Source organism: Litorilituus sediminis (assembly GCF_004295665.1).
GTDB classification, from domain to species: domain Bacteria; phylum Pseudomonadota; class Gammaproteobacteria; order Enterobacterales; family Alteromonadaceae; genus Colwellia; species Colwellia sediminis.
The window spans coordinates 3,828,478-3,846,310 of sequence record NZ_CP034759.1 but is presented as its reverse complement, the minus strand read 5'-3'; the positions used below and the strand labels follow the sequence as shown (position 1 = coordinate 3,846,310).

18 protein-coding genes are annotated in these 17,833 nt (G+C 40.0%); 3 read left to right on the top strand and 15 right to left on the bottom strand.

Annotated features, from left to right (window positions below):
* The first annotated feature begins 4 nt into the window (after positions 1-4).
* The gene (locus tag EMK97_RS17015; protein ID WP_130603982.1) at positions 5-985 is read left to right on the top strand and encodes a glutathione S-transferase family protein; all 981 of its coding nucleotides are present in this window, start codon (positions 5-7) and stop codon (positions 983-985) included.
* Positions 982-1,695 (top strand): pirin family protein, encoded by a 714-nt coding sequence (locus EMK97_RS17010; RefSeq protein WP_130603981.1) that lies wholly within the window; start codon positions 982-984, stop codon positions 1,693-1,695. Before EMK97_RS17015 ends, EMK97_RS17010 begins: the two co-directional genes overlap by 4 nt.
* Before the next feature lie 87 nt (positions 1,696-1,782).
* On the opposite strand, the gene EMK97_RS17005 is transcribed toward EMK97_RS17010, so the two are convergent.
* The 15 genes from EMK97_RS17005 to EMK97_RS16935 form a co-directional block, all read right to left on the bottom strand.
* Complete coding sequence (locus EMK97_RS17005) at positions 1,783-3,009, bottom strand: SAM-dependent methyltransferase (protein ID WP_130603980.1); 1,227 nt, start codon at positions 3,007-3,009, stop codon at positions 1,783-1,785.
* Positions 3,010-3,011: 2 nt separating this feature from the next.
* Entirely contained in the window at positions 3,012-3,788 is a 777-nt protein-coding gene (locus EMK97_RS17000) for a DUF1365 domain-containing protein (RefSeq protein ID WP_170176800.1), read from the bottom strand.
* Positions 3,760-5,064, bottom strand: a complete 1,305-nt coding sequence (locus EMK97_RS16995) for an NAD(P)/FAD-dependent oxidoreductase (RefSeq protein ID WP_130603978.1) — start codon at positions 5,062-5,064, stop codon at positions 3,760-3,762. Before EMK97_RS16995 ends, EMK97_RS17000 begins: the two co-directional genes overlap by 29 nt.
* 1 nt (position 5,065) lies before the next feature.
* Complete coding sequence (locus tag EMK97_RS16990; RefSeq protein WP_130603977.1) at positions 5,066-5,788, bottom strand: SDR family NAD(P)-dependent oxidoreductase; 723 nt, start codon at positions 5,786-5,788, stop codon at positions 5,066-5,068.
* Positions 5,781-6,254 carry a nuclear transport factor 2 family protein gene (locus EMK97_RS16985; RefSeq protein ID WP_130603976.1) on the bottom strand — a complete coding sequence of 158 codons (474 nt, stop codon included), beginning with the start codon at positions 6,252-6,254 and terminating at the stop codon, positions 5,781-5,783. Before EMK97_RS16985 ends, EMK97_RS16990 begins: the two co-directional genes overlap by 8 nt.
* A 62-nt stretch (positions 6,255-6,316) precedes the next feature.
* Positions 6,317-7,696, bottom strand: coding sequence for a deoxyribodipyrimidine photo-lyase (gene phrB / locus EMK97_RS16980; protein ID WP_246028823.1), 1,380 nt, complete (start codon positions 7,694-7,696; stop codon positions 6,317-6,319).
* Between the two features lie 27 nt (positions 7,697-7,723).
* Positions 7,724-8,683 carry a YbgA family protein gene (locus EMK97_RS16975; protein WP_130603974.1) on the bottom strand — a complete coding sequence of 320 codons (960 nt, stop codon included), beginning with the start codon at positions 8,681-8,683 and terminating at the stop codon, positions 7,724-7,726.
* Positions 8,684-8,819: 136 nt separating this feature from the next.
* Positions 8,820-9,512 carry a ChrR family anti-sigma-E factor gene (locus EMK97_RS16970; RefSeq protein WP_130603973.1) on the bottom strand — a complete coding sequence of 231 codons (693 nt, stop codon included), beginning with the start codon at positions 9,510-9,512 and terminating at the stop codon, positions 8,820-8,822.
* The gene (locus EMK97_RS16965; protein WP_246028822.1) at positions 9,505-10,074 is read right to left on the bottom strand and encodes a sigma-70 family RNA polymerase sigma factor; all 570 of its coding nucleotides are present in this window, start codon (positions 10,072-10,074) and stop codon (positions 9,505-9,507) included. The genes EMK97_RS16970 and EMK97_RS16965 overlap by 8 nt, the downstream gene beginning before the upstream one ends.
* A 145-nt stretch (positions 10,075-10,219) precedes the next feature.
* On the bottom strand, positions 10,220-10,849 hold the full coding sequence (locus tag EMK97_RS16960; RefSeq protein WP_130603971.1) for an LON peptidase substrate-binding domain-containing protein: 630 nt from the start codon (positions 10,847-10,849) through the stop codon (positions 10,220-10,222).
* A 97-nt stretch (positions 10,850-10,946) separates the two neighbouring features.
* Positions 10,947-12,752, bottom strand: a complete 1,806-nt coding sequence (locus EMK97_RS19385) for a fasciclin domain-containing protein (protein WP_130604525.1) — start codon at positions 12,750-12,752, stop codon at positions 10,947-10,949.
* Positions 12,753-12,987: 235 nt separating this feature from the next.
* The gene (locus tag EMK97_RS16950; protein ID WP_130603970.1) at positions 12,988-13,539 is read right to left on the bottom strand and encodes a DUF3833 domain-containing protein; all 552 of its coding nucleotides are present in this window, start codon (positions 13,537-13,539) and stop codon (positions 12,988-12,990) included.
* Positions 13,529-14,071: a chalcone isomerase family protein gene (locus EMK97_RS16945; protein WP_246028821.1), complete on the bottom strand. Its 543-nt coding sequence runs from the start codon at positions 14,069-14,071 to the stop codon at positions 13,529-13,531. The genes EMK97_RS16950 and EMK97_RS16945 overlap by 11 nt, the downstream gene beginning before the upstream one ends.
* Positions 14,064-14,558 (bottom strand): DUF2878 domain-containing protein, encoded by a 495-nt coding sequence (locus EMK97_RS16940; protein ID WP_130603969.1) that lies wholly within the window; start codon positions 14,556-14,558, stop codon positions 14,064-14,066. Before EMK97_RS16940 ends, EMK97_RS16945 begins: the two co-directional genes overlap by 8 nt.
* Before the next feature lie 62 nt (positions 14,559-14,620).
* Positions 14,621-15,445, bottom strand: coding sequence for a M90 family metallopeptidase (locus EMK97_RS16935; protein WP_130603968.1), 825 nt, complete (start codon positions 15,443-15,445; stop codon positions 14,621-14,623).
* 208 nt (positions 15,446-15,653) lie between these two features.
* On the opposite strand from EMK97_RS16935, the gene EMK97_RS16930 reads away from it, so the two are divergent.
* Positions 15,654-17,780: a TonB-dependent siderophore receptor gene (locus EMK97_RS16930; RefSeq protein WP_130603967.1), complete on the top strand. Its 2,127-nt coding sequence runs from the start codon at positions 15,654-15,656 to the stop codon at positions 17,778-17,780.
* The last annotated feature ends 53 nt before the right edge of the window (positions 17,781-17,833 follow it).

Genomic DNA, 17,833 nt, shown 5'->3' with positions numbered 1-17,833 from the left:
TATTATGGGACTAATTATTAACGGCAAATGGCATGACCAATGGTACGACACTAAAAGCCATCAAGGTGAATTTGAACGACAAGAAAGCCGCTTTCGAGACACCATTAGCAATGATAACACTAGCCAGTATCCAGCTGAGGCTAATCGCTATCACTTATACGTATCGCTTGCTTGTCCATGGGCACATCGCACGCTGATTTTCAGACAGCTAAAACAGTTAGAAGACATTATCTCGGTCAGTATTGTTCAGCCAGAAATGTTAGACAATGGCTGGGAGTTTGGCGAGCCAACTAGTGAGTTTGCAGATAGCTTGTATCAGCAAGAATACTTATACCAGCTCTATTTAAAAGCAGCGCCTGACTATCAAGGTCGAGTTACAGTGCCAGTACTTTGGGATAAAAAAACGCAAACAATTGTCAATAATGAGTCCAGTGAAATTATTCGCATTTTTAATCATGCTTTTAATGAATTAACTGGCAACTATGATGACTACTATCCCCAAGCATTACGTAGCGAGATAGATAGCATTAATGAGCGTATTTATCACACCATTAACAATGGTGTTTATCGTGCAGGCTTTGCCACCACACAGCAAGCCTATGATCATGCTTATGACGAGTTATTTGCTAGCCTTGATTGGCTTGAAGCGCACTTAAGCAGCAATAGATACCTAGTGGGCGATACCCTAACCGAAGCTGACTGGCGATTATTCACCACCTTAATTCGATTTGATGCCATCTATCACGGCCATTTTAAATGTAACCGTAATAAGCTTGCAGAATTTAGCAACATTAGTCATTACCTGCGCGAGTTATATCAGTTTGCTGATGTAGCAAAAACCGTAGATCTGCACTACAGCAAAGTGCACTACTACGCTAGTCATAAAACCATCAACCCAACCTTAATTGTGCCTAAAGGTCCAGTGCAAGACTTTCTTGCGCCACATAACCGAGCGCAGTTATCAGCGAAAAGGAGACAGTCATGATCAAGCATTATCCTTTTGCTCAATTGGGCAAAGCCAATCATGGCTGGTTACAGACCAGCCATCATTTTAGCTTTGCCCATTACTACAACCCTAAAAGAATGGGCTTTGGCACGCTGCGTGTTATCAATGATGACTGGGTTGCTCCCAAATCAGGATTTGCTCCACACCCCCATAAAAATATGGAAATCATTAGTTTTATTCGCACAGGGGCAATAACTCATCAAGACAGTGAAGGCAATAAAGGCATCACCAGTGCGGGACAAGTACAGGTAATGAGTGCCGGAACTGGCATAGCTCATTCAGAGTATAACCTAACTCATGAGCCATTAACCTTTTATCAAATATGGATAGAGCCAAATAAGCATAATATCAAACCGCGCTGGGACTGTAAGTCATTCCTGAACAAGGCCAGCGATACTGAGCTGCCCTTGTTAGTCTCTGGCTATCAAGAAGATAGCGAACAAGCACTGTTTATTAACCAAAAAGCACGTATTTATGGTGGTAAATTAGCTCAAGGTGCGCAAGTTGATATAGCGATTAAGCACCAAGCCTATGTGTTGGCATCTTCAGGTGAGTTCACGCTAATTGATGGTCAACAAAGTGTTGAAATGAAAAAAGGTGATGGCGCAGAGGTAAGCCAGCAAAAGCAATTAACGATAAAAGTAACGAGCGAAGCTGAGGTGATAATTATCGATGCGCCCGAGCATTAGGAGAATTAGGATTATCAAGCTCACTAAACCATAGTCTAAACAATAGTGAGCTTTAGCCAATCCTAGCCGTATTTACTTTCCTGTCGTTTATTTTCGCGCAACAAGATGTACAGTACTGGTAGAGCGCTCTAAAAAAGCCCCTTCACAATAGGCAAAATAATATAGCCATAAACGCTTAAACGCTTCATCATAGCCAAACTGAGTTAGCTCAGACCAAGAATCAAGAAAGGCACTGCGCCAATCAGCCAATGTTTTCGCATAATCTAAACCAATATCATCAATTGATTCAATCACCAGTGACGAATGTTGACTCATATGCTCGGTTAACACTGTGATGGAAGGTAAAAAGCCGCCCGGAAAAATATAACGCTGAATAAAATCAACATTATTTTTATAGTAGTCAAAGCGCTGATCGGCAATGGTAATTGACTGAATTAACATTTTACCGCCAGCTTTTAACCTTTGCTGGCAAACCTGAAAAAAGCTCGGTAAGTATTCATAACCTACCGCTTCTATCATCTCTATCGAGACTAATTTGTCATACTGACCTTGTAAGTCTCGATAATCTTTTTTCAACAAGGTAATTTGTTGCTCTAGTCCTAAGGCTTTTATTTTCGCTTGGGCAAAGTCGTATTGCGCATCAGAAATCGTGGTGGTGGTTACTTTACAACCATAATGCTGAGCGGCATAAATAGCTAAACCGCCCCAGCCACTACCAATTTCTAATAGGTGATCACTTGAGGTTAGCTCTAAGCGTTGGCAAATGGTTGCCAACTTATGCTGCTGAGCTTGCGCTAAGCTGGCAGTAGGCGTTGGATAAATGGCCGAAGAGTACATCATGCTGTCATCTAAAAAGCGGGTATACAGCTCATTACCTAAATCATAATGGGCTAAAATATTGCGTTTTGAGCCTGACTGGCTATTACGATTTCGCCAATGAAAGAGTTTGTTTTTAAGCTTACTTAACCAAGCACCTTTTTTCTCGAGCTGATCGGTTTGTTGCTGAGCTTTAGCAAAAATACGAATAACAGCGGTTAAATCAGGGCTAGTCCACTTACCATCAATAAACGACTCAGCAGCGCCAATACTGCCGCCACGAACAAAGTCCTTATAAACACTAGCATCATGAATAATAATTTTACCCTGCACTTTAGCCGCTAGATTTTTACTTGGAAAATAACAAGAGTGCTCGGCTTCAACGAGCTCTAAACAACCGTAATCTATTTTTTCTAAAACAGAAAACACTAAACGTCGACAATGTTTTTCCAACCAAGTTAACGATTTTGTTGTCGGTAAAACAGCAATATTTTCCATGTTCAACTCCTTTTTTTATCAGCTAAGCTTTGGTAGCCGATAAAGGGAATACGCTTACTAAATAGTTTCAATGCCTGCCAATAAATGCTGGCAAATATCTTTAACGTCATCACAGGTATTTGGCACCATACTTTAAAAATATTGCTACGGGTTAACGGCTGAGACTGCATATTCAAGCTTGCCGCAAACACCTTTTCTGATGAAACAAAGTTACGATAATTTTCTATATTAATAAGCAAGTTATTATTTTCATCACATGGCGGCTCAACCTGCCAGTGATAACTCATATTCAAATCCATAAAAGGAGATACTTGAAATTCTTTATCGGTAATATCTCGTTTTGTTAAATCAACTAAATAGTAATGGCGCTGATGCCAGGGGGTATTACTGACTTCTACTAACATTTGCTGACATTGGTTATCTTTGTTGTAGCAAAAGTAGAAGTTTGCTGGGCTAAAGTACAAGCCAAAACACCTAACCTGAACCAACATAGTGACGCGATAAACATCATCATTACCATTAAGCTGTTGGATTTTATCTTTAATACGAGCCAATAAAGGTTTTGGTTCACCTTTTAGGTAATCTTTTTCATTTAGCCACAGCGGCTTAAACCAAGAGTAACCAAATACCCCAGTTGCCCCTTGCTGTTTTTCCACTGATTCTGCATCAAGCGCCAGCATAAATAATGAATAACAAAACTGATGCGCTTTAGGAGAAAAGCGTTTGTGGCCTATTTTACCTTGAAAGATCTTATGCAACTTTGCTGCTGGCCTTGGCATTAGCCTCTCCATCTATCACTTTATTAAGAAAACAGCCAAAGCGTTTAGCTACCTCGATTGCACTTTTAACGCCGTCTTCATGAAAACCATTATGCCAATAAGCACCAGCAAAATGAGTATGGCGCTGACCACAAATTAAATGCCGCTGTTTTTGCGCTTCAATGGATTGCAATGAAAACACCGGATGATGATAAGTAAACTCGCGCAGTATTTTATCTTGGGCCACAGCTTGTTTTTGATTTAAGGTCACACAAAAGGTGTGCTCGCTATTAAGCCCCTGTAATATATTCATATTATAGGTGACGCTTGCGGATGCTTGTCGATTTGTTCCTAATTGATAATTCCAACTAGCCCAGGCTTTTTTTCGCTTAGGCAACAAGGAAGTATCTGTATGTAGCACCACCGAGTTGGCTTTGTAAGGCATGGCAGATAACAGCTTCTCTTCCTCTTCACTGGCATCGGCAAGAAGCGCTAATGCCTGATCAGAATGACAGGCCAAAACAACATCATCAAAGTGTTGCTCGCTGCCATCATTAAAGCGAATAACAACGCCCGCCTGTTTTCTTTGTATCGAATTAATATCAGCATTTACCTGAATATTTTTATCAAAGCGCTGACATAATGGTGCTAAATAGTTGCGTGAACCACCGGGAATTACGTACCACTGCGGTCTATCTTGAATATTGAGTAGCCCGTGGTTGTAGAAGAACTTAACAAAAAACTGAAACTCAAATGCTTCCATTTCCACTAAAGAGCTAGACCAAATCGCAGCCCCCATAGGTAAAATATAGTGCTCAGAAAAAAATGAACTAAAACCGTGAGCCGTTAAAAACTCACCTAAGGTCATCTCTTTTTTAAATTTATTTAACTGATAAATTTGTTTACACAATTTATTAAAACGAAGAATTTCTCTAATTAATAGCCAAAATTTTGGCCGAAAAATATTTCGTCTTTGCGCAAACAAGGTATCTAGGTTATGACCATTATACTCAAGACCTGTTTGACAGTTATGTACTGAAAAGCTCATTTCTGTTGGCTGTTTTTCAACGCCAATTTCATTAAGCAAGGCTAAAAAGTTAGGGTAGGTTTTATTATTAAAAACAATAAAACCTGTATCTATCGCATAGTCTTGCTGACCAATATTGACATCAACTGTGGCAGTGTGTCCGCCAATAACAGTATTTTTTTCAAAGACAGTGACTTGATGTTTTTTCGATAGTAAATAAGCCGCCGTTAAACCAGAAATACCTGATCCGATAATAGCAATATTCTTCATATTAAGACTCCTTAGTTAACAGCGCAGAAGACAATGATTGTGGAAAAAGAGCTAAAAACTTGAGCAGCAAAGTTAAACGCTTAGGAAAGTGCACATAGTTTTTACGCTGCTTTAATCCTTGAACTATTCGCTTACCTGCTTGCTTAGGTGTTAAAATAAAAGGCATAGGAAAGTCGTTTCTATCGGTCAGAGGTGTTTTAACAAACCCCGGATGAATAAGACTGACAGAAATACCCGCTGATTTTAAATCCACACGCAGACTATTGGCTAAGTAATCTAAACCTGCCTTGGAAGCGCCGTAAGCCTGAGCTCGCGGAAATGGAATTATGGTTGCGCTCGAGCTGATTAATGCTAACTGGCCACCACGGACAACTTTTGCCAAAAAGCCCTCAAGTAATGCGCCCATGGCTAATAAATTGGTTTCAATCACCTCTCGAAACGCTTGACCGTTAAAATGCTGGGCATCATCTATGTACTGACATGTTCCAGCATTCAGTATCAAAATATCGAGCTCAGCAACTTGTTGTGCAGCCGACAATACCGCTTCAGGGTTAGTGACATCAAAAGCAAGCTTAGTGACGGCCTCAGGATTAACTTGATTAAGTTTTTCTTTATCACGGCCACAGGCAATCACCTGATAACCTAAGCTCAAGTATTCATGGTACAGGGCAAGACCAATACCAGAACTACTTCCTGTTATCATCACAGTTTTAGCCCTAGTCATGACGAGCAGCCCTTTTTTTGATAAAAGCTATCAGTTTGCCAATAAAGGGTAAGTGCTCATACAACATGGCGCCTAAATCAACAAAGTCTCTATGATAAACCACTTTATCATCAATACCTTGCAATTGTGAGCTGCCATCTAGCTCTATGATATTACCTTTATTTAACTTAGGATGACAAAAGCGCATTTGCCAATAAATAGCCGCTTGATCTCCTTCAACAATCACTTGCTCAATACGAAAACGGCATAAGCTTAAATTGCTATATAAATGGTCAAAATAATCACGCAAGGCATCACGGCCTTGTAACGCCTGTATTGGATCAATAAAAATAACATCAGCATGATAAACATTATCAAGCAAATGCAGGTTATCTATAGATAATTGCTGGTAACTAGCAATAAAATTATCTAGCCATAGCGGATGGTGTTGACCTGCTTGCTCAATAGAATGAGATGATGTTGTCATTGCTACCCTCTTAGGAACTTATTGTGCGTACAATTTAACTGTGTACAACTTAACTGTGTGTACTAATTCGCTTTAAAAAATGCTAACGCCCTAAGCCGTGCTGATTTATGCTCAACTATCGGCGGCCAATACTGGCGTAAGCCATGCTTGGCAATATAGTCATGAGGAAAATGAATCTCCTTATCCGGAATATTTGCCAGCTCTGGTATATAGGTACGTATAAACTCACCATTAGGATCAAATCGTTCACTTTGGCGAATAGGATTAAAGATACGAAAATACGGTTGAGCATCACAACCTGTGCTAGCAGCCCACTGCCAGCCGCCATTATTGGCAGCAAAATCACCATCAATTAATTGCTGCATAAAATATTGCTCGCCCCAGCGCCAATCAATAAGTAAGTGTTTAGTTAAAAAACTTGCAACAACCATACGCAAGCGATTATGCATCCAGCCAGTGCTGTTAAGTTGTCTCATAGCGGCATCAACTAAGGGATAACCAGTTTTGCCTTGTTGCCATGCTTTAAAGGCATGAGCATCATTTAACCAAGGTAAACCTTGATATTGAGATTTAAAGCTCTCGTGTTTGCATAACTTAGGGTGATGAAAGAGCTGGTGACGATAAAATTCTCGCCAAATTAATTCATTTAACCAGGAAAATGCCTCAGCGTTTGGCGAGCTAAGTAAATCTGGGTATTTAGTTAGAAGTAACCTAAGAAGATACCTAGGGCTGATAACCCCTGCGGCCAAATAAGGTGAAATACCCGCCGTGCCTTTAATTGCTGGGAAGTCTCGTTTTTGTGCATATTGTGCAAGCTTTTCGGCTAAAAATTGTGGTAAAACATCGCGTTCATAATCTTTAGCCAAAGGCCAAGCGCTAGTTAAGCTAGTTTCAGTTTCACTGTGCTGACACGCTTCAAGCTGTTTATGAGTTAGCTTACCTAAATAATCAAAACCAAGCGCCTTAACATAGCTAAGCCAAGCCTGCTTAAATGGCGTAAATACCTTAAACATTTCACCTGATTGAGTTAAGAGTTTGCCTTTAGGGACAATAACATCGGCTTCAAACAGGGTTAACTTAACACCAGCTGCTTGTAATGCGTTATCACGTAAGGTCTCGTTTAACTCAACTTCACTATTGGCAACAATTTCACTGACTTGATTATTTTGACAATAGCTGACTAGGTAACTAATTTGCTCAGCAAAACTATCAACCTCAACCAATTTAAGCATGATATTAACGTTTGCTAGCTCAGCAACTAAAGCATTGGCATGGCGCATAATAAAGTCGATTTTTCTTGCTGACCAATCATGCTGCAACCACTGCTTATGGGTAACAAAAAATATCGCCTCAACAGGCGTATCTAACTTGTGCTGCGCTAAAACATACTGTAACGCTGGATTGTCATGGCTTCTTAAATCATTTCTAAACCAAAGTAACAAATTAATTCCTTATCAATAAAGAGCGTATTAATAACCATACCTAAGTCTAAGCTGCTCCGGGTAAGGAGACAGATACACTTGATTAGCAAGATACTGCTTAGGATATTGTAATAAATAGTGTTTTATTAACGTCAATGGCGCTATTAAGGGGATAAGCCCTTCTCTATAGGCAGATATTTGCTGACACAACTCTGCTCTTTCCTTAGCCTGTAAATGCTTAGAAAAATAACCTTGAATATGAGATAAGGTATTAGCGTGTTTTTTTCTGGTGGCAATCACCTTTAATGCTGACATTAAGCCGCTAATATACTCTTGCGCCTGCTGTTCAAGTGGCAAAGCGTTATCCGCCAATAATTGCCCCAACTTTTTATAGGCAATTAAATCATGACTCATGACAGTGTATTTATATTGGCTGTGAAACGTCATTAATTTATGGTGACTTAAGCCAGAAGCAACTAAGTTTTGCCAATGCTTATAAGCAAAAATACGGGCAACAAAATTCTCTCTAATTTTGGCATCATTTAATCGGCCATTTTCTTCACAAGGCAATAACGGATTAGCCGCCATAATTTCACGGGCAAAAGCACCAACACCATCAGACTTTAATGAGTTACCTTTCTCATTATAAACTTTCACTCGCTCCATACCGCAACTTGGGCTTTTCGCACAAAAAATAAAGCCGCTTAAGTTTTCACTCAGTTTGGCGACTTTTTTACCGTAAGCAGCCAACGCATCAGTAACATCGCCGCTACCATCAGGGCGAGCCACACGAATAATGTCATCTTTATTAATTAAACGAATTGTCGGTCTTGGAATAGGTAAACCAATGGCAACTTCTGGGCAAAATGATTTAAAGGTGACATGCTCACTTAACTCATTAATGCAAAAGTTAGACGGCTTATTACTGGCATCAAAGCGCACCTTTTCACCAATTAAACAAGCACTGATGCCTAAAGTTATTTCTTTTTTATCAATTGCGTGAATCATAGACAACTCCATAATTATATTAACCATTATTCTTGAGCTGAGTGATAAAATCACTTTAATCAAGGCAAAAGTTGCGCCGTTTAGTTCGCTAAATCAGCAGCTTTTAACGCAGAGTAAAGGGGTTTTAGCCTCAGTCCTAATAAATAAATGAGCCGATAGGATTAAGTAACTTATTAATACCTTGGGTAAAGTGCAGCGCATCGTTTGCCACCGTATAGCATAAGCAACCTTTCGCTGAAATTGGCTGATGAGTATCCTCACCACCTAACATGATAAAGTCACCTTTAACATAGCTACCCTTTTCATCTTCAAATGAGCCATCAAGTAATAACGTCAACTCAAAGCCTTTATGGGTATGTTGTGGCACGCCACCACCTGGTTCAATATGTAACAAGCTAGTATGAATTTCATCTTCATCGAGTTGTATTCTGGCTCTAGCGAGCTTACCTATATGCGCCGTTTTGCCAAAATTCATATGCTGCAAGGCGCGCGGTAAGGTATAAGTACTGTTATTAAAAGCAATAGTCTTTTCTTCTAATACCGCTAACTCTTCAATATCAGATGAGGCAGTGATATCGGCTATCATGTCATCAAAATCAATGCTGGCAACTTGCGCTATATCTTGCTCATCATCAACAATAAAGCGATCTAAGTAGGTTTGTTCAAATTCAAAGTTCGCTTCAGCCACTTGCTCGGTAAGCAAAGCGATTTGCTGCTGACACTGCTGACACATATCCGCATGAATTGCGACACCAGCAGCTAAAGAAGCAGGTAGTTCGCCATCAACAAAGGCTTTTAACAACTCAAATGTAGGGTGGTGTTTAATCATGATTTTCTCCTAACTGCACTTTGAGTTTCGCCAGCGCTAAACGCAACCGAGATTTAATCGTGCCCAGTGGCAAGTTCAATTGCGCCGCTAACTGTTCTTGAGACATTTCCATTAAATAAAAACCTTTAACAACCTCTTGTTGCGACTCAGGTAACTTATTAATCACAGTAAGCAACTTATCGTGTTGTAAATGATCTTGATAAGTATCTGCTTCGCTGACAGCACTTTCTGCTAATGGCCAAATATCTTCACTTAAATTATCTTCTTTGTTGGCTTTTACCTTACGTAACATATCAAAAGTAACATTACGCATGACGGTATAAACCCAAGTGGTTGCTGCGCCTTTATCAGGGTTAAATAAATGTGCTTTACGCCAGACATTGGTCATGGTCTCTTGCACTACTTCATTCGCTTGCGCTTCAACGGGAAATTTACCCCGGGCAATACGCAAAATTTTAGGCGCAAAAAACTTAAACAAACAGGTAAACGCTTGCTTATTTCTACTAACGGCAACGGCATTAAGCCATTGACATAGTTGTGGATGATTGATTTCTTCAGACATGTTAATAGATTTAGCATTTGTCTTTTGGCATAGCAAATTTGTTTGCATTCGATTAAGCACCACTAAATTATTGACTTAACCATTAATACGAAACAAACGCGCTTAAGATCACTAAATATTAAATAATTTATAAGTAATTGATAAACTACTTGTAAATTATTGATTTTACAAATGCTTTAGCTTGCTCAAAACTTTGCTCGATAACAAAGTTAGCCTTTACACTGGCAGCGACAGGTAATAATTCTAACCACCTGGCAATAACCCAAGCCGGCTCATCAGAAATTTGCTCTGTATATAAACTGCTAAGCATTGCATCACGAGAGATAATATCTGCCAATGTTGGTGCTAAGCTTTGCCTAACAAAGCTATCTTCCCTAGCTTGCTCTGACCAATGGGCAAACACCTCAGTATCAGCAAAATGCAAGCTATCCTTGTCTATGGTGACATTACGTAAACGCACTAAAGCCGTACAGCTTACATCCACCTCTAAAATGCCGTCATGACCTTGGGCAAAGTCTTCTATGGTAACTAAGCTGCCCCAAGTAAACTGCTTATGGCTTTCGCCTTCACTTGAGATCATGCTTGAGGTTCCTTCACTTGAAGTCATGCTTGAAGTGATAACAAAGCCTTGCGATGATGAGGCAATGCCAATCATTTTTAAGTAACGCGCCTCGAAAATGCGTAAGCGCATTTTACCGCCCGGCAAAATAAACACAGGTAAGGGAAATACGGGTAAATTCGACACTGATGTCGCACAGTTATTAATCTTATTCATAGTTATTAATACGTTTGATTGACGCATTTTGATCAATCTATTTACGCAAAAAGCCCCATTAAAAATGGGGCTAAGTGTTATTCGAGTCGTTATGAGGTTATTCAAGAATCACAGTATCTATCACGTGAATAACGCCGTTACTGGTCTGGATGTTAGTCATGGTCACTTTAGCGTTACCTATCATCAGCATGCCACTTTGTTCGTCAACACCTACATCTACTTGCGCACCTGATGCCGTAGTAATTTGTTTACCATTGGCAGCATAAGCATCTAGGGCTGATAGCGCGGCATCTGAAACCACATGCGATAATAGTACGTTAGTTAACGCCTCTTTATCTGCTAATAAGTTAGCTAAAGCATCTGGGTCGATTTTAGCAAAAGCATCATTGGTTGGTGCAAATACAGTGAAGGTAGCCGTTTCATCCGCTAATGTAGTGACTAAGTCAGCAGCTGATAAAGCAGATACTAAGGTTGAAAAGGTATCAGGGTCTGCAAGGGCAACATCAACAATAGATTGCGAGCTCATATCAACTGAACTTGGCGGTAAGATCACGCTATCAACCACATGAATTACGCCGTTATCTGCCATCACGTCAGCAGCACTCACCTTAGCACCATTGATATAAAGCATACTATCAACAAAAGATAATGAAACTTTAGCGCCACTTGCCGTGGTTGCCATATTATCGCTTGATTGCGCTAAGCTAATCGCGCCATCAGCCATCACTTTTCCTGCTAATACATGATAAAGCAAGATATCAGTTAGTTGCTCAGTGGTTAAACTGTCAAGTGTTCCAGCGGGTAGTTTGGCAAAAGCAGCGTCGGTTGGTGCAAATACAGTGTAGTCATTGTCGAGATCACTTAAAACACTGTCTAAGCCGGTTGCTTGTAGTGCAGAAGCCAAGACAGTGAAATTGCCATTATTAACAGCAACATCAACTAAACTCATTGCATTAGCTGGAATATCCACATCACCAACAATAACCGCATCAATAACATGAATAATACCATTGCTGGTGTAAATATCTTTCACCTGAACATTAGCACCGCCAAAGGTAAGCATATCTGTCATGCTATTAATGGCCAGTGGTAACATAGCCATTGACGCTGTTTCTACTTGGTTACCACTTAAGCTATACGCGGTAACAGCATCAACCGCACTGCCAGCAATTACGTGCTGTAGTAATATTGATGAAAGTACCTCTGTGTTAGCTAGCAAGGTATTGATTGTCTGTTCACCGATTAAGGAAAATGCGGCATCAGTTGGTGCAAATACGGTAAACTCAGTACTTTCATCAGCAAGCACAGCATCTAACCCCGTTGCTTGCAGCGCCGCAACTAAGGTAGTGAAGTTACCGTCAGCAATAGCTGTATCAACAATATTTGCTGTTGGCGTCATCATCTCGGCTGGCGGTAGTAATACCGCATCAATCACATGAATAATGCCGTTATCAGTTTGAATATCTGTTGCGGTAACGGTGGCGGTATTGACCAACAAACTACCGTCATTAAGCGATAACCCTATGTTATCACCATTTACCATTGCAAGCGTTGAACCAGCGCTGGCAATGGCAGCTTCCGCATTTATTTCTTGAGCAATAACATGGTAAGTAAGAATATTCGACAAGGTATCAGTGTCGGCTAATAAAGCGTCAATGGTTTCTTGTCCTAACAAAGCAAAGGCGTCATCTGTTGGTGCAAATACCGTAAATTTCTGACTGGTATCAGCAAGTGTTGTATCAAGCCCAGTTGCTTGTAAGGCGGCAACTAAGGTAGTAAAGTCGCCAGCTGCAACCGCAGCATCAACTATGGTTGTGCTAGTAGCTATTGGCTCATCTGCAATCACTACTTCTTGTTTACGGTCGTCGTCATCATTACAACCTTGTAGCATTATCAACGTCATAAAGGCTACGCATATCGTTTTTACATTTTTCACGGTAATCCCCTTCAGTACTAATTAACTATCAGGGAAACTTACGAGATATAAATTGCACAAGATCACTTTTTTTCTTTAAAAAACAAACTATTTACAAAGTGATCTTAACTGGATTTTTATTCGTATTGGCGAGGGGGAGATATTATTTTTGACAAGATAAAAAATAAAAATTCTCTGATAAAAACCTCCCTAAAAAATTTGATTAATCTTTTTTACATGTCAGCGAAGCGCTAGATTTTTCAAAAAACAGCGTAATGTTAGCAACCGTTACCCCAAGCTTTTTCATCTTGGTTTTATTAAGTACTCGCTTATCATCAAGCTGATACATCCAATCATCTAAAGTAAAGGTATACACCTCATCATCAATAGGCACTTGCAAACTATATTGCCAATGAAAAGCAAAACCAGCATGTTGCCCGTATGCAACACCCACGACATCTTCTGCCGTACCTTGATACTTACCCTCTGCAAGTTTAACTAATTGCCAATTACGATAACTTACTTCACCATCATCAAAATAAAAGGTCTCTGCTAAAACACCGTTATTTTCCTGCCAGCTAGCATCAATTTCCACACAAAAACGTCGCGTAACTTTGTCAGTAAAATCTTGCACTGTTCCCCAAGCAAGCACTCTGCCTTGAAAATAGTCTTTAATATCAAATTTAGGTGTTGTGTTTTGATAATCTTGCCGGTTGTGCGAGCAGCTCATTAAGCTTGTTAGCAGAAAAATAAAAAAGATTAATCTAACTGCCATCGTACTGTACTCCTAAAAGTTGTCGTCTTAATGCCGGTTGACTAGTATTTGTTGAGAGCCAAATACTGAGAAAGTCATCACCAAACTGCTGATTATCTACCATGCCAATGGCTTTATCGTTAAAAAAGAACTGACTTTGACTGGCGGTTTTGAGCAAAGCTAAGCTATCGCCTGCCTTAATATCGGGCCAAAGATCAGTTAACAATTCGCTGTATTGCTCGATTTTCTCGTCAGGTATAGCTAAGTGCTGCCATTGCTCTAACGTTCTTGCTATTAACTCTTGGCTGGAAATATCACGTAAATAGCGAATTTTAAAATATACCGGCGAGTCAGACTGTAAGCTGGAATATGTGCCTGAGTGCGTGTACAAGGTGCTTTCGTATATATCCCAAAATAGCAGCGAAAATTTAGCACTGCCAACTTGCTTCATCTCACTGGGCAGTTGGCGATAGTGTTTATCATCACCATTATCAGCATAAGCTGTTAACTGAACGCACATGGCAACAATAAAGTAGGCAAGATACTTAAGCATAATGTACTCCTTTGGTTAAGCAATTGGCTTTAATATAGAAAAACAACAGCATTAACGGACCCCAAAGCAGTGCCAGTAATAAGTAGGTAGGTAAATTATCCAAGCCAAAAGTAACCGCGCCTAATCGCTCACCAGCAAGGTAACTTAACGGAGCAAAAATAGTACCTGCTAACCATTGATAAACTCTGTTCACCGATAAAAAGGCCAAGCTATGGTTCAAGGTAGCAGCAAAGGCAATCCATAAAACCATTAGCCACACAGGGAAAAACTGTTCTTGATTAAATTGAAAAATATTCAGGTAGGTCAGGGCAAAATCAACGCCTATGCCAATACAAGCAACAAACACTAACAAGCGTATTTCCGCTGGTTTATTTGGCGATAAAAATATGTGTAGCAATAGCCAGCTGATCACAGCAGGAATAAAGCTATTACCCGATAAAATTAACCCTAGCCAAGAAATATTGAAGGCGAATAAATTGAACCACATACATCTTTCTGCTCATTGGTGTTTTTTCTTACTACGTAACCGCAGAGCAAAAAGATCAGTAATTAACACCAATGAATAGGATCTACTTGGTAATATTGACGTAACTGTTGATACAGCTCAGGAAATTGCTGATGAAATGCTTTGGCTTTTTCAAAAAATACTTCACTGGCGACAGCAAAAAATTCTGCCGGATTAGTTGCGCCATAATGATCAAATAATGACTGTTCACCGAAAGCTGCTTGACGCTGAAGTTGATTAAATTGCGCCAAAAATGCCGCCGACCAATCACTATAATTTTGCCCTTTCGCTAAAATAGGCGCACCATTAGCTCGACCATTTTCTTGATCTAATTGATGAGCAAATTCATGAATGACGACATTGCGACCATCATCAGGAATCAAGGCACCTTCAATAGTATCTTGCCAAGATAACACCACCTTACCAAAATCCCATGATTCACCCGCCAATACTGACTTTTGTGCAAACTGTACACCATCTGCTTGCGTGGTTAACTGCTCTTTTATAAAAGCGCTCGGGTAAATTAAAATGGTTTTTAGCTTAGGGTAATAGTCGGTTTTTCTATTTAACAATAACAGGCATGCTTGCGCGGCAACCGTGACGCGAATGTCATCGTTAATTTTAACGCCATTACAACCAATAAACTGTTTTTCTGCCAAAAACACCTGAATATGTTGTTTCAACTGCAACTGCAAATCAGCTGGCATCAATCTAAAATACGGCATTCTCGCTTGCAGTATTTTTCGCCATGATTTTTTAAACGGCTGAGCCATTACTTTTTTGCGCTGATAACTTTGCCAATAAGGCTTTCCAGCAATAAAAGCGATTAAGGCTATGGCAACAAATAGCGGTAATACATATGAAAACATACTAAAACCTTTTTAATTAAGATTATTATGACATAAGAGCGCTTAGCTCAAATATCAAGGTTTAGTGTTTATTAACCTTTCCCTTACCCCTTCCTCCCTCCTTTCACATACAAATAAAAACAATTATCATTTGTATTGCGTTTATTTTGTGTAAATGCTATCTTCGCGGCGCTCATTTACAAACAACTTACAAATAACGGGAATAAACATGAACACTCTGAAGTTGTCACTTATTGCAAGTTCACTTCTCGCCGCAGGTACGGCATTCGCTGATCAGGAAAAGAAGAGCGATTTAGAAGTAATTGAAGTTAAAGGGAGTTATTTGAAAGGATACAATGCCCATGATGCCAGTGGTGCTTCTCGACTAAAATTAGACATCATCGATATTCCACAGTCTGTTTCAGTGATTACTGATAGCCAAATGTCAGACTTTCAACTGAACGATATCGATACGCTATTAGACACAGCGACCGGTGTTAATGTTGAACGAATTGAAACAGACAGAACCTACTACACTGCCCGTGGCTTTGACATCACCAACTTTCAGGTTGATGGCGTCGGCTTACCGCTAAGTTCTGGTAACAATCATGCCGATGAAGATACCGCGATTTATGACCGTATTGAAATTATCCGTGGTGCCAATGGCCTAATGACAGGTGTTGGTAACCCTTCTGCTACTGTTAACTTTATTCGTAAGCGCCCTACTGTTGATAACGAGCTTGCCATTAGTGGCACAATTGGCAGTTGGAACAAGCAACGATTAGAGGCCGATGGTACCTACAATTTCTCTGACAGTACCGCATTTCGAGGGGTATTAGTCAACCAAGATACTGATTCATATCTTGATCGCTATAGCCAAAATAAAACAGTACTTTACGCATTTTTATCTCATGACTTTTCAGATAATACCACCCTATCACTAAGTCACTCATACAGTGATAGTCGTGCAACAGGTAATAACTGGGGAGCAAACCCACTCTTTTATACTGACGGCTCGGCAACCGATTATCATGTCTCTACCAGCACCTCAGCTGATTGGTCAAATTGGGACGTTCTCAAACAAAATACAGTGGTGGAATTAAGTCACTTTTTTGCCAACAGCTGGCAATTAAGAGCAACCTACTCTCATAAAACCACCGATGAAGACACCGAATTATTTTATGTTTATGGCACACCGGATAAAACCACTGAGCTAGGACTTAAAGGCTACGCCAGTGAATATGACAACGATGATAAACATGACTTAGTAGACGTTTATTTAACAGGTGATTTTACCCTATTCAACCGTGATCATGAATTTGTTGTTGGTGCTAACTATTCAAAAATGGACGGTGAAGAAGTCTCTCTATACGATTACACCACAGGTAATGGCTTTCCTGTAATGCCACCATTAACCAAGTGGGACGGCAACACACCAAAACCAACCTTTAATGATGGCCGTACCGGCTCTGATGTTACCAGAGAGCAAGGAGCGCTTTACTTTACTGGTCGATTCAATATTGTTGATGGTTTACATTTACTCGCCGGCGGTCGCTACAATGATTGGAAAGTTGAGGGTGTATCGTACGATAAAGTACAAGATGCACAAGATAAAGAGTTCATTCCCTACCTTGGTGGTGTTTATGAATTTACCGACGGTATCGTTGCCTATGCAAGCTACACCGAAACCTTTGTATCGCAAACCGAGCTAGATATTAACAATAATGTGCTTGACCCTATCACAGGAGAAAGCAAAGAAGTTGGTATTAAAGGTAGCTTATTTGATGATAGATTAATTGCGACATTAACTTACTTCAAAACAGCTCAATCCAATGTTGCCCATGTTCACCCCGATACCGTTGACTTACCACCAGAGGAAAAGCGCTATATAGGCCTTGACGGTATCAGTTCAAAAGGTTTTGAAGTTGATGTAGCAGGTGAAATATACCCCGGCCTACAAACCAGTATTGGCTTTACCAGCTTTGATATTGATGGTGATAAAGGGGTTGCTGATTACACGCCTGAAAAATTATTTAAGCTTGCTGCGGTATATTCCTTTGAACAAGTGGAAGGCTTATCAGTTGGTGTAAATATGCGCTGGCAAGATGATATTTCTAGGGAGCAAGGCGTTGTTGGTGAAGGCTTTGACAACGCTGGTGAGACTATTGTAACTAAGCAGGACGCTTATGCCTTAGTTGGCTTAATGGCACGTTATGAAATAACTCCTGACATTCATGTTAGTGTTAATGCCAATAACATTACCGATGAAAAATACTTAACCAGTCTTTATTGGGCACAAGGTTATTACGGCGCGCCAGCGAACTACTCAGCGTCGTTAACTTGGTCATTTAATTAGTATTACCACAAAATAAAAGCACTACTTAGCAATAGGTAGTGCTTTTCTACCTT

What these genes read in the sequence shown, in the direction of transcription:
- EMK97_RS17015 (WP_130603982.1), top strand. Translation starts at nt 5, where the DNA reads ATGGGACTAATTATTAACGGCAAATGGCATGACCAATGGTACGACACT.
- EMK97_RS17010 (WP_130603981.1), top strand. Translation starts at nt 982, where the DNA reads ATGATCAAGCATTATCCTTTTGCTCAATTGGGCAAAGCCAATCATGGC.
- EMK97_RS17005 (WP_130603980.1), bottom strand. Translation starts at nt 3,009, where the DNA reads ATGGAAAATATTGCTGTTTTACCGACAACAAAATCGTTAACTTGGTTG.
- EMK97_RS17000 (WP_170176800.1), bottom strand. Translation starts at nt 3,788, where the DNA reads ATGCCAAGGCCAGCAGCAAAGTTGCATAAGATCTTTCAAGGTAAAATA.
- EMK97_RS16995 (WP_130603978.1), bottom strand. Translation starts at nt 5,064, where the DNA reads ATGAAGAATATTGCTATTATCGGATCAGGTATTTCTGGTTTAACGGCG.
- EMK97_RS16990 (WP_130603977.1), bottom strand. Translation starts at nt 5,788, where the DNA reads ATGACTAGGGCTAAAACTGTGATGATAACAGGAAGTAGTTCTGGTATT.
- EMK97_RS16985 (WP_130603976.1), bottom strand. Translation starts at nt 6,254, where the DNA reads ATGACAACATCATCTCATTCTATTGAGCAAGCAGGTCAACACCATCCG.
- EMK97_RS16975 (WP_130603974.1), bottom strand. Translation starts at nt 8,683, where the DNA reads ATGATTCACGCAATTGATAAAAAAGAAATAACTTTAGGCATCAGTGCT.
- EMK97_RS16970 (WP_130603973.1), bottom strand. Translation starts at nt 9,512, where the DNA reads ATGATTAAACACCACCCTACATTTGAGTTGTTAAAAGCCTTTGTTGAT.
- EMK97_RS16965 (WP_246028822.1), bottom strand. Translation starts at nt 10,074, where the DNA reads ATGTCTGAAGAAATCAATCATCCACAACTATGTCAATGGCTTAATGCC.
- EMK97_RS16960 (WP_130603971.1), bottom strand. Translation starts at nt 10,849, where the DNA reads ATGAATAAGATTAATAACTGTGCGACATCAGTGTCGAATTTACCCGTA.
- EMK97_RS19385 (WP_130604525.1), bottom strand. Translation starts at nt 12,752, where the DNA reads ATGACGTTGATAATGCTACAAGGTTGTAATGATGACGACGACCGTAAA.
- EMK97_RS16950 (WP_130603970.1), bottom strand. Translation starts at nt 13,539, where the DNA reads ATGGCAGTTAGATTAATCTTTTTTATTTTTCTGCTAACAAGCTTAATG.
- EMK97_RS16945 (WP_246028821.1), bottom strand. Translation starts at nt 14,071, where the DNA reads ATGCTTAAGTATCTTGCCTACTTTATTGTTGCCATGTGCGTTCAGTTA.
- EMK97_RS16940 (WP_130603969.1), bottom strand. Translation starts at nt 14,558, where the DNA reads ATGTGGTTCAATTTATTCGCCTTCAATATTTCTTGGCTAGGGTTAATT.
- EMK97_RS16935 (WP_130603968.1), bottom strand. Translation starts at nt 15,445, where the DNA reads ATGTTTTCATATGTATTACCGCTATTTGTTGCCATAGCCTTAATCGCT.
- EMK97_RS16930 (WP_130603967.1), top strand. Translation starts at nt 15,654, where the DNA reads ATGAACACTCTGAAGTTGTCACTTATTGCAAGTTCACTTCTCGCCGCA.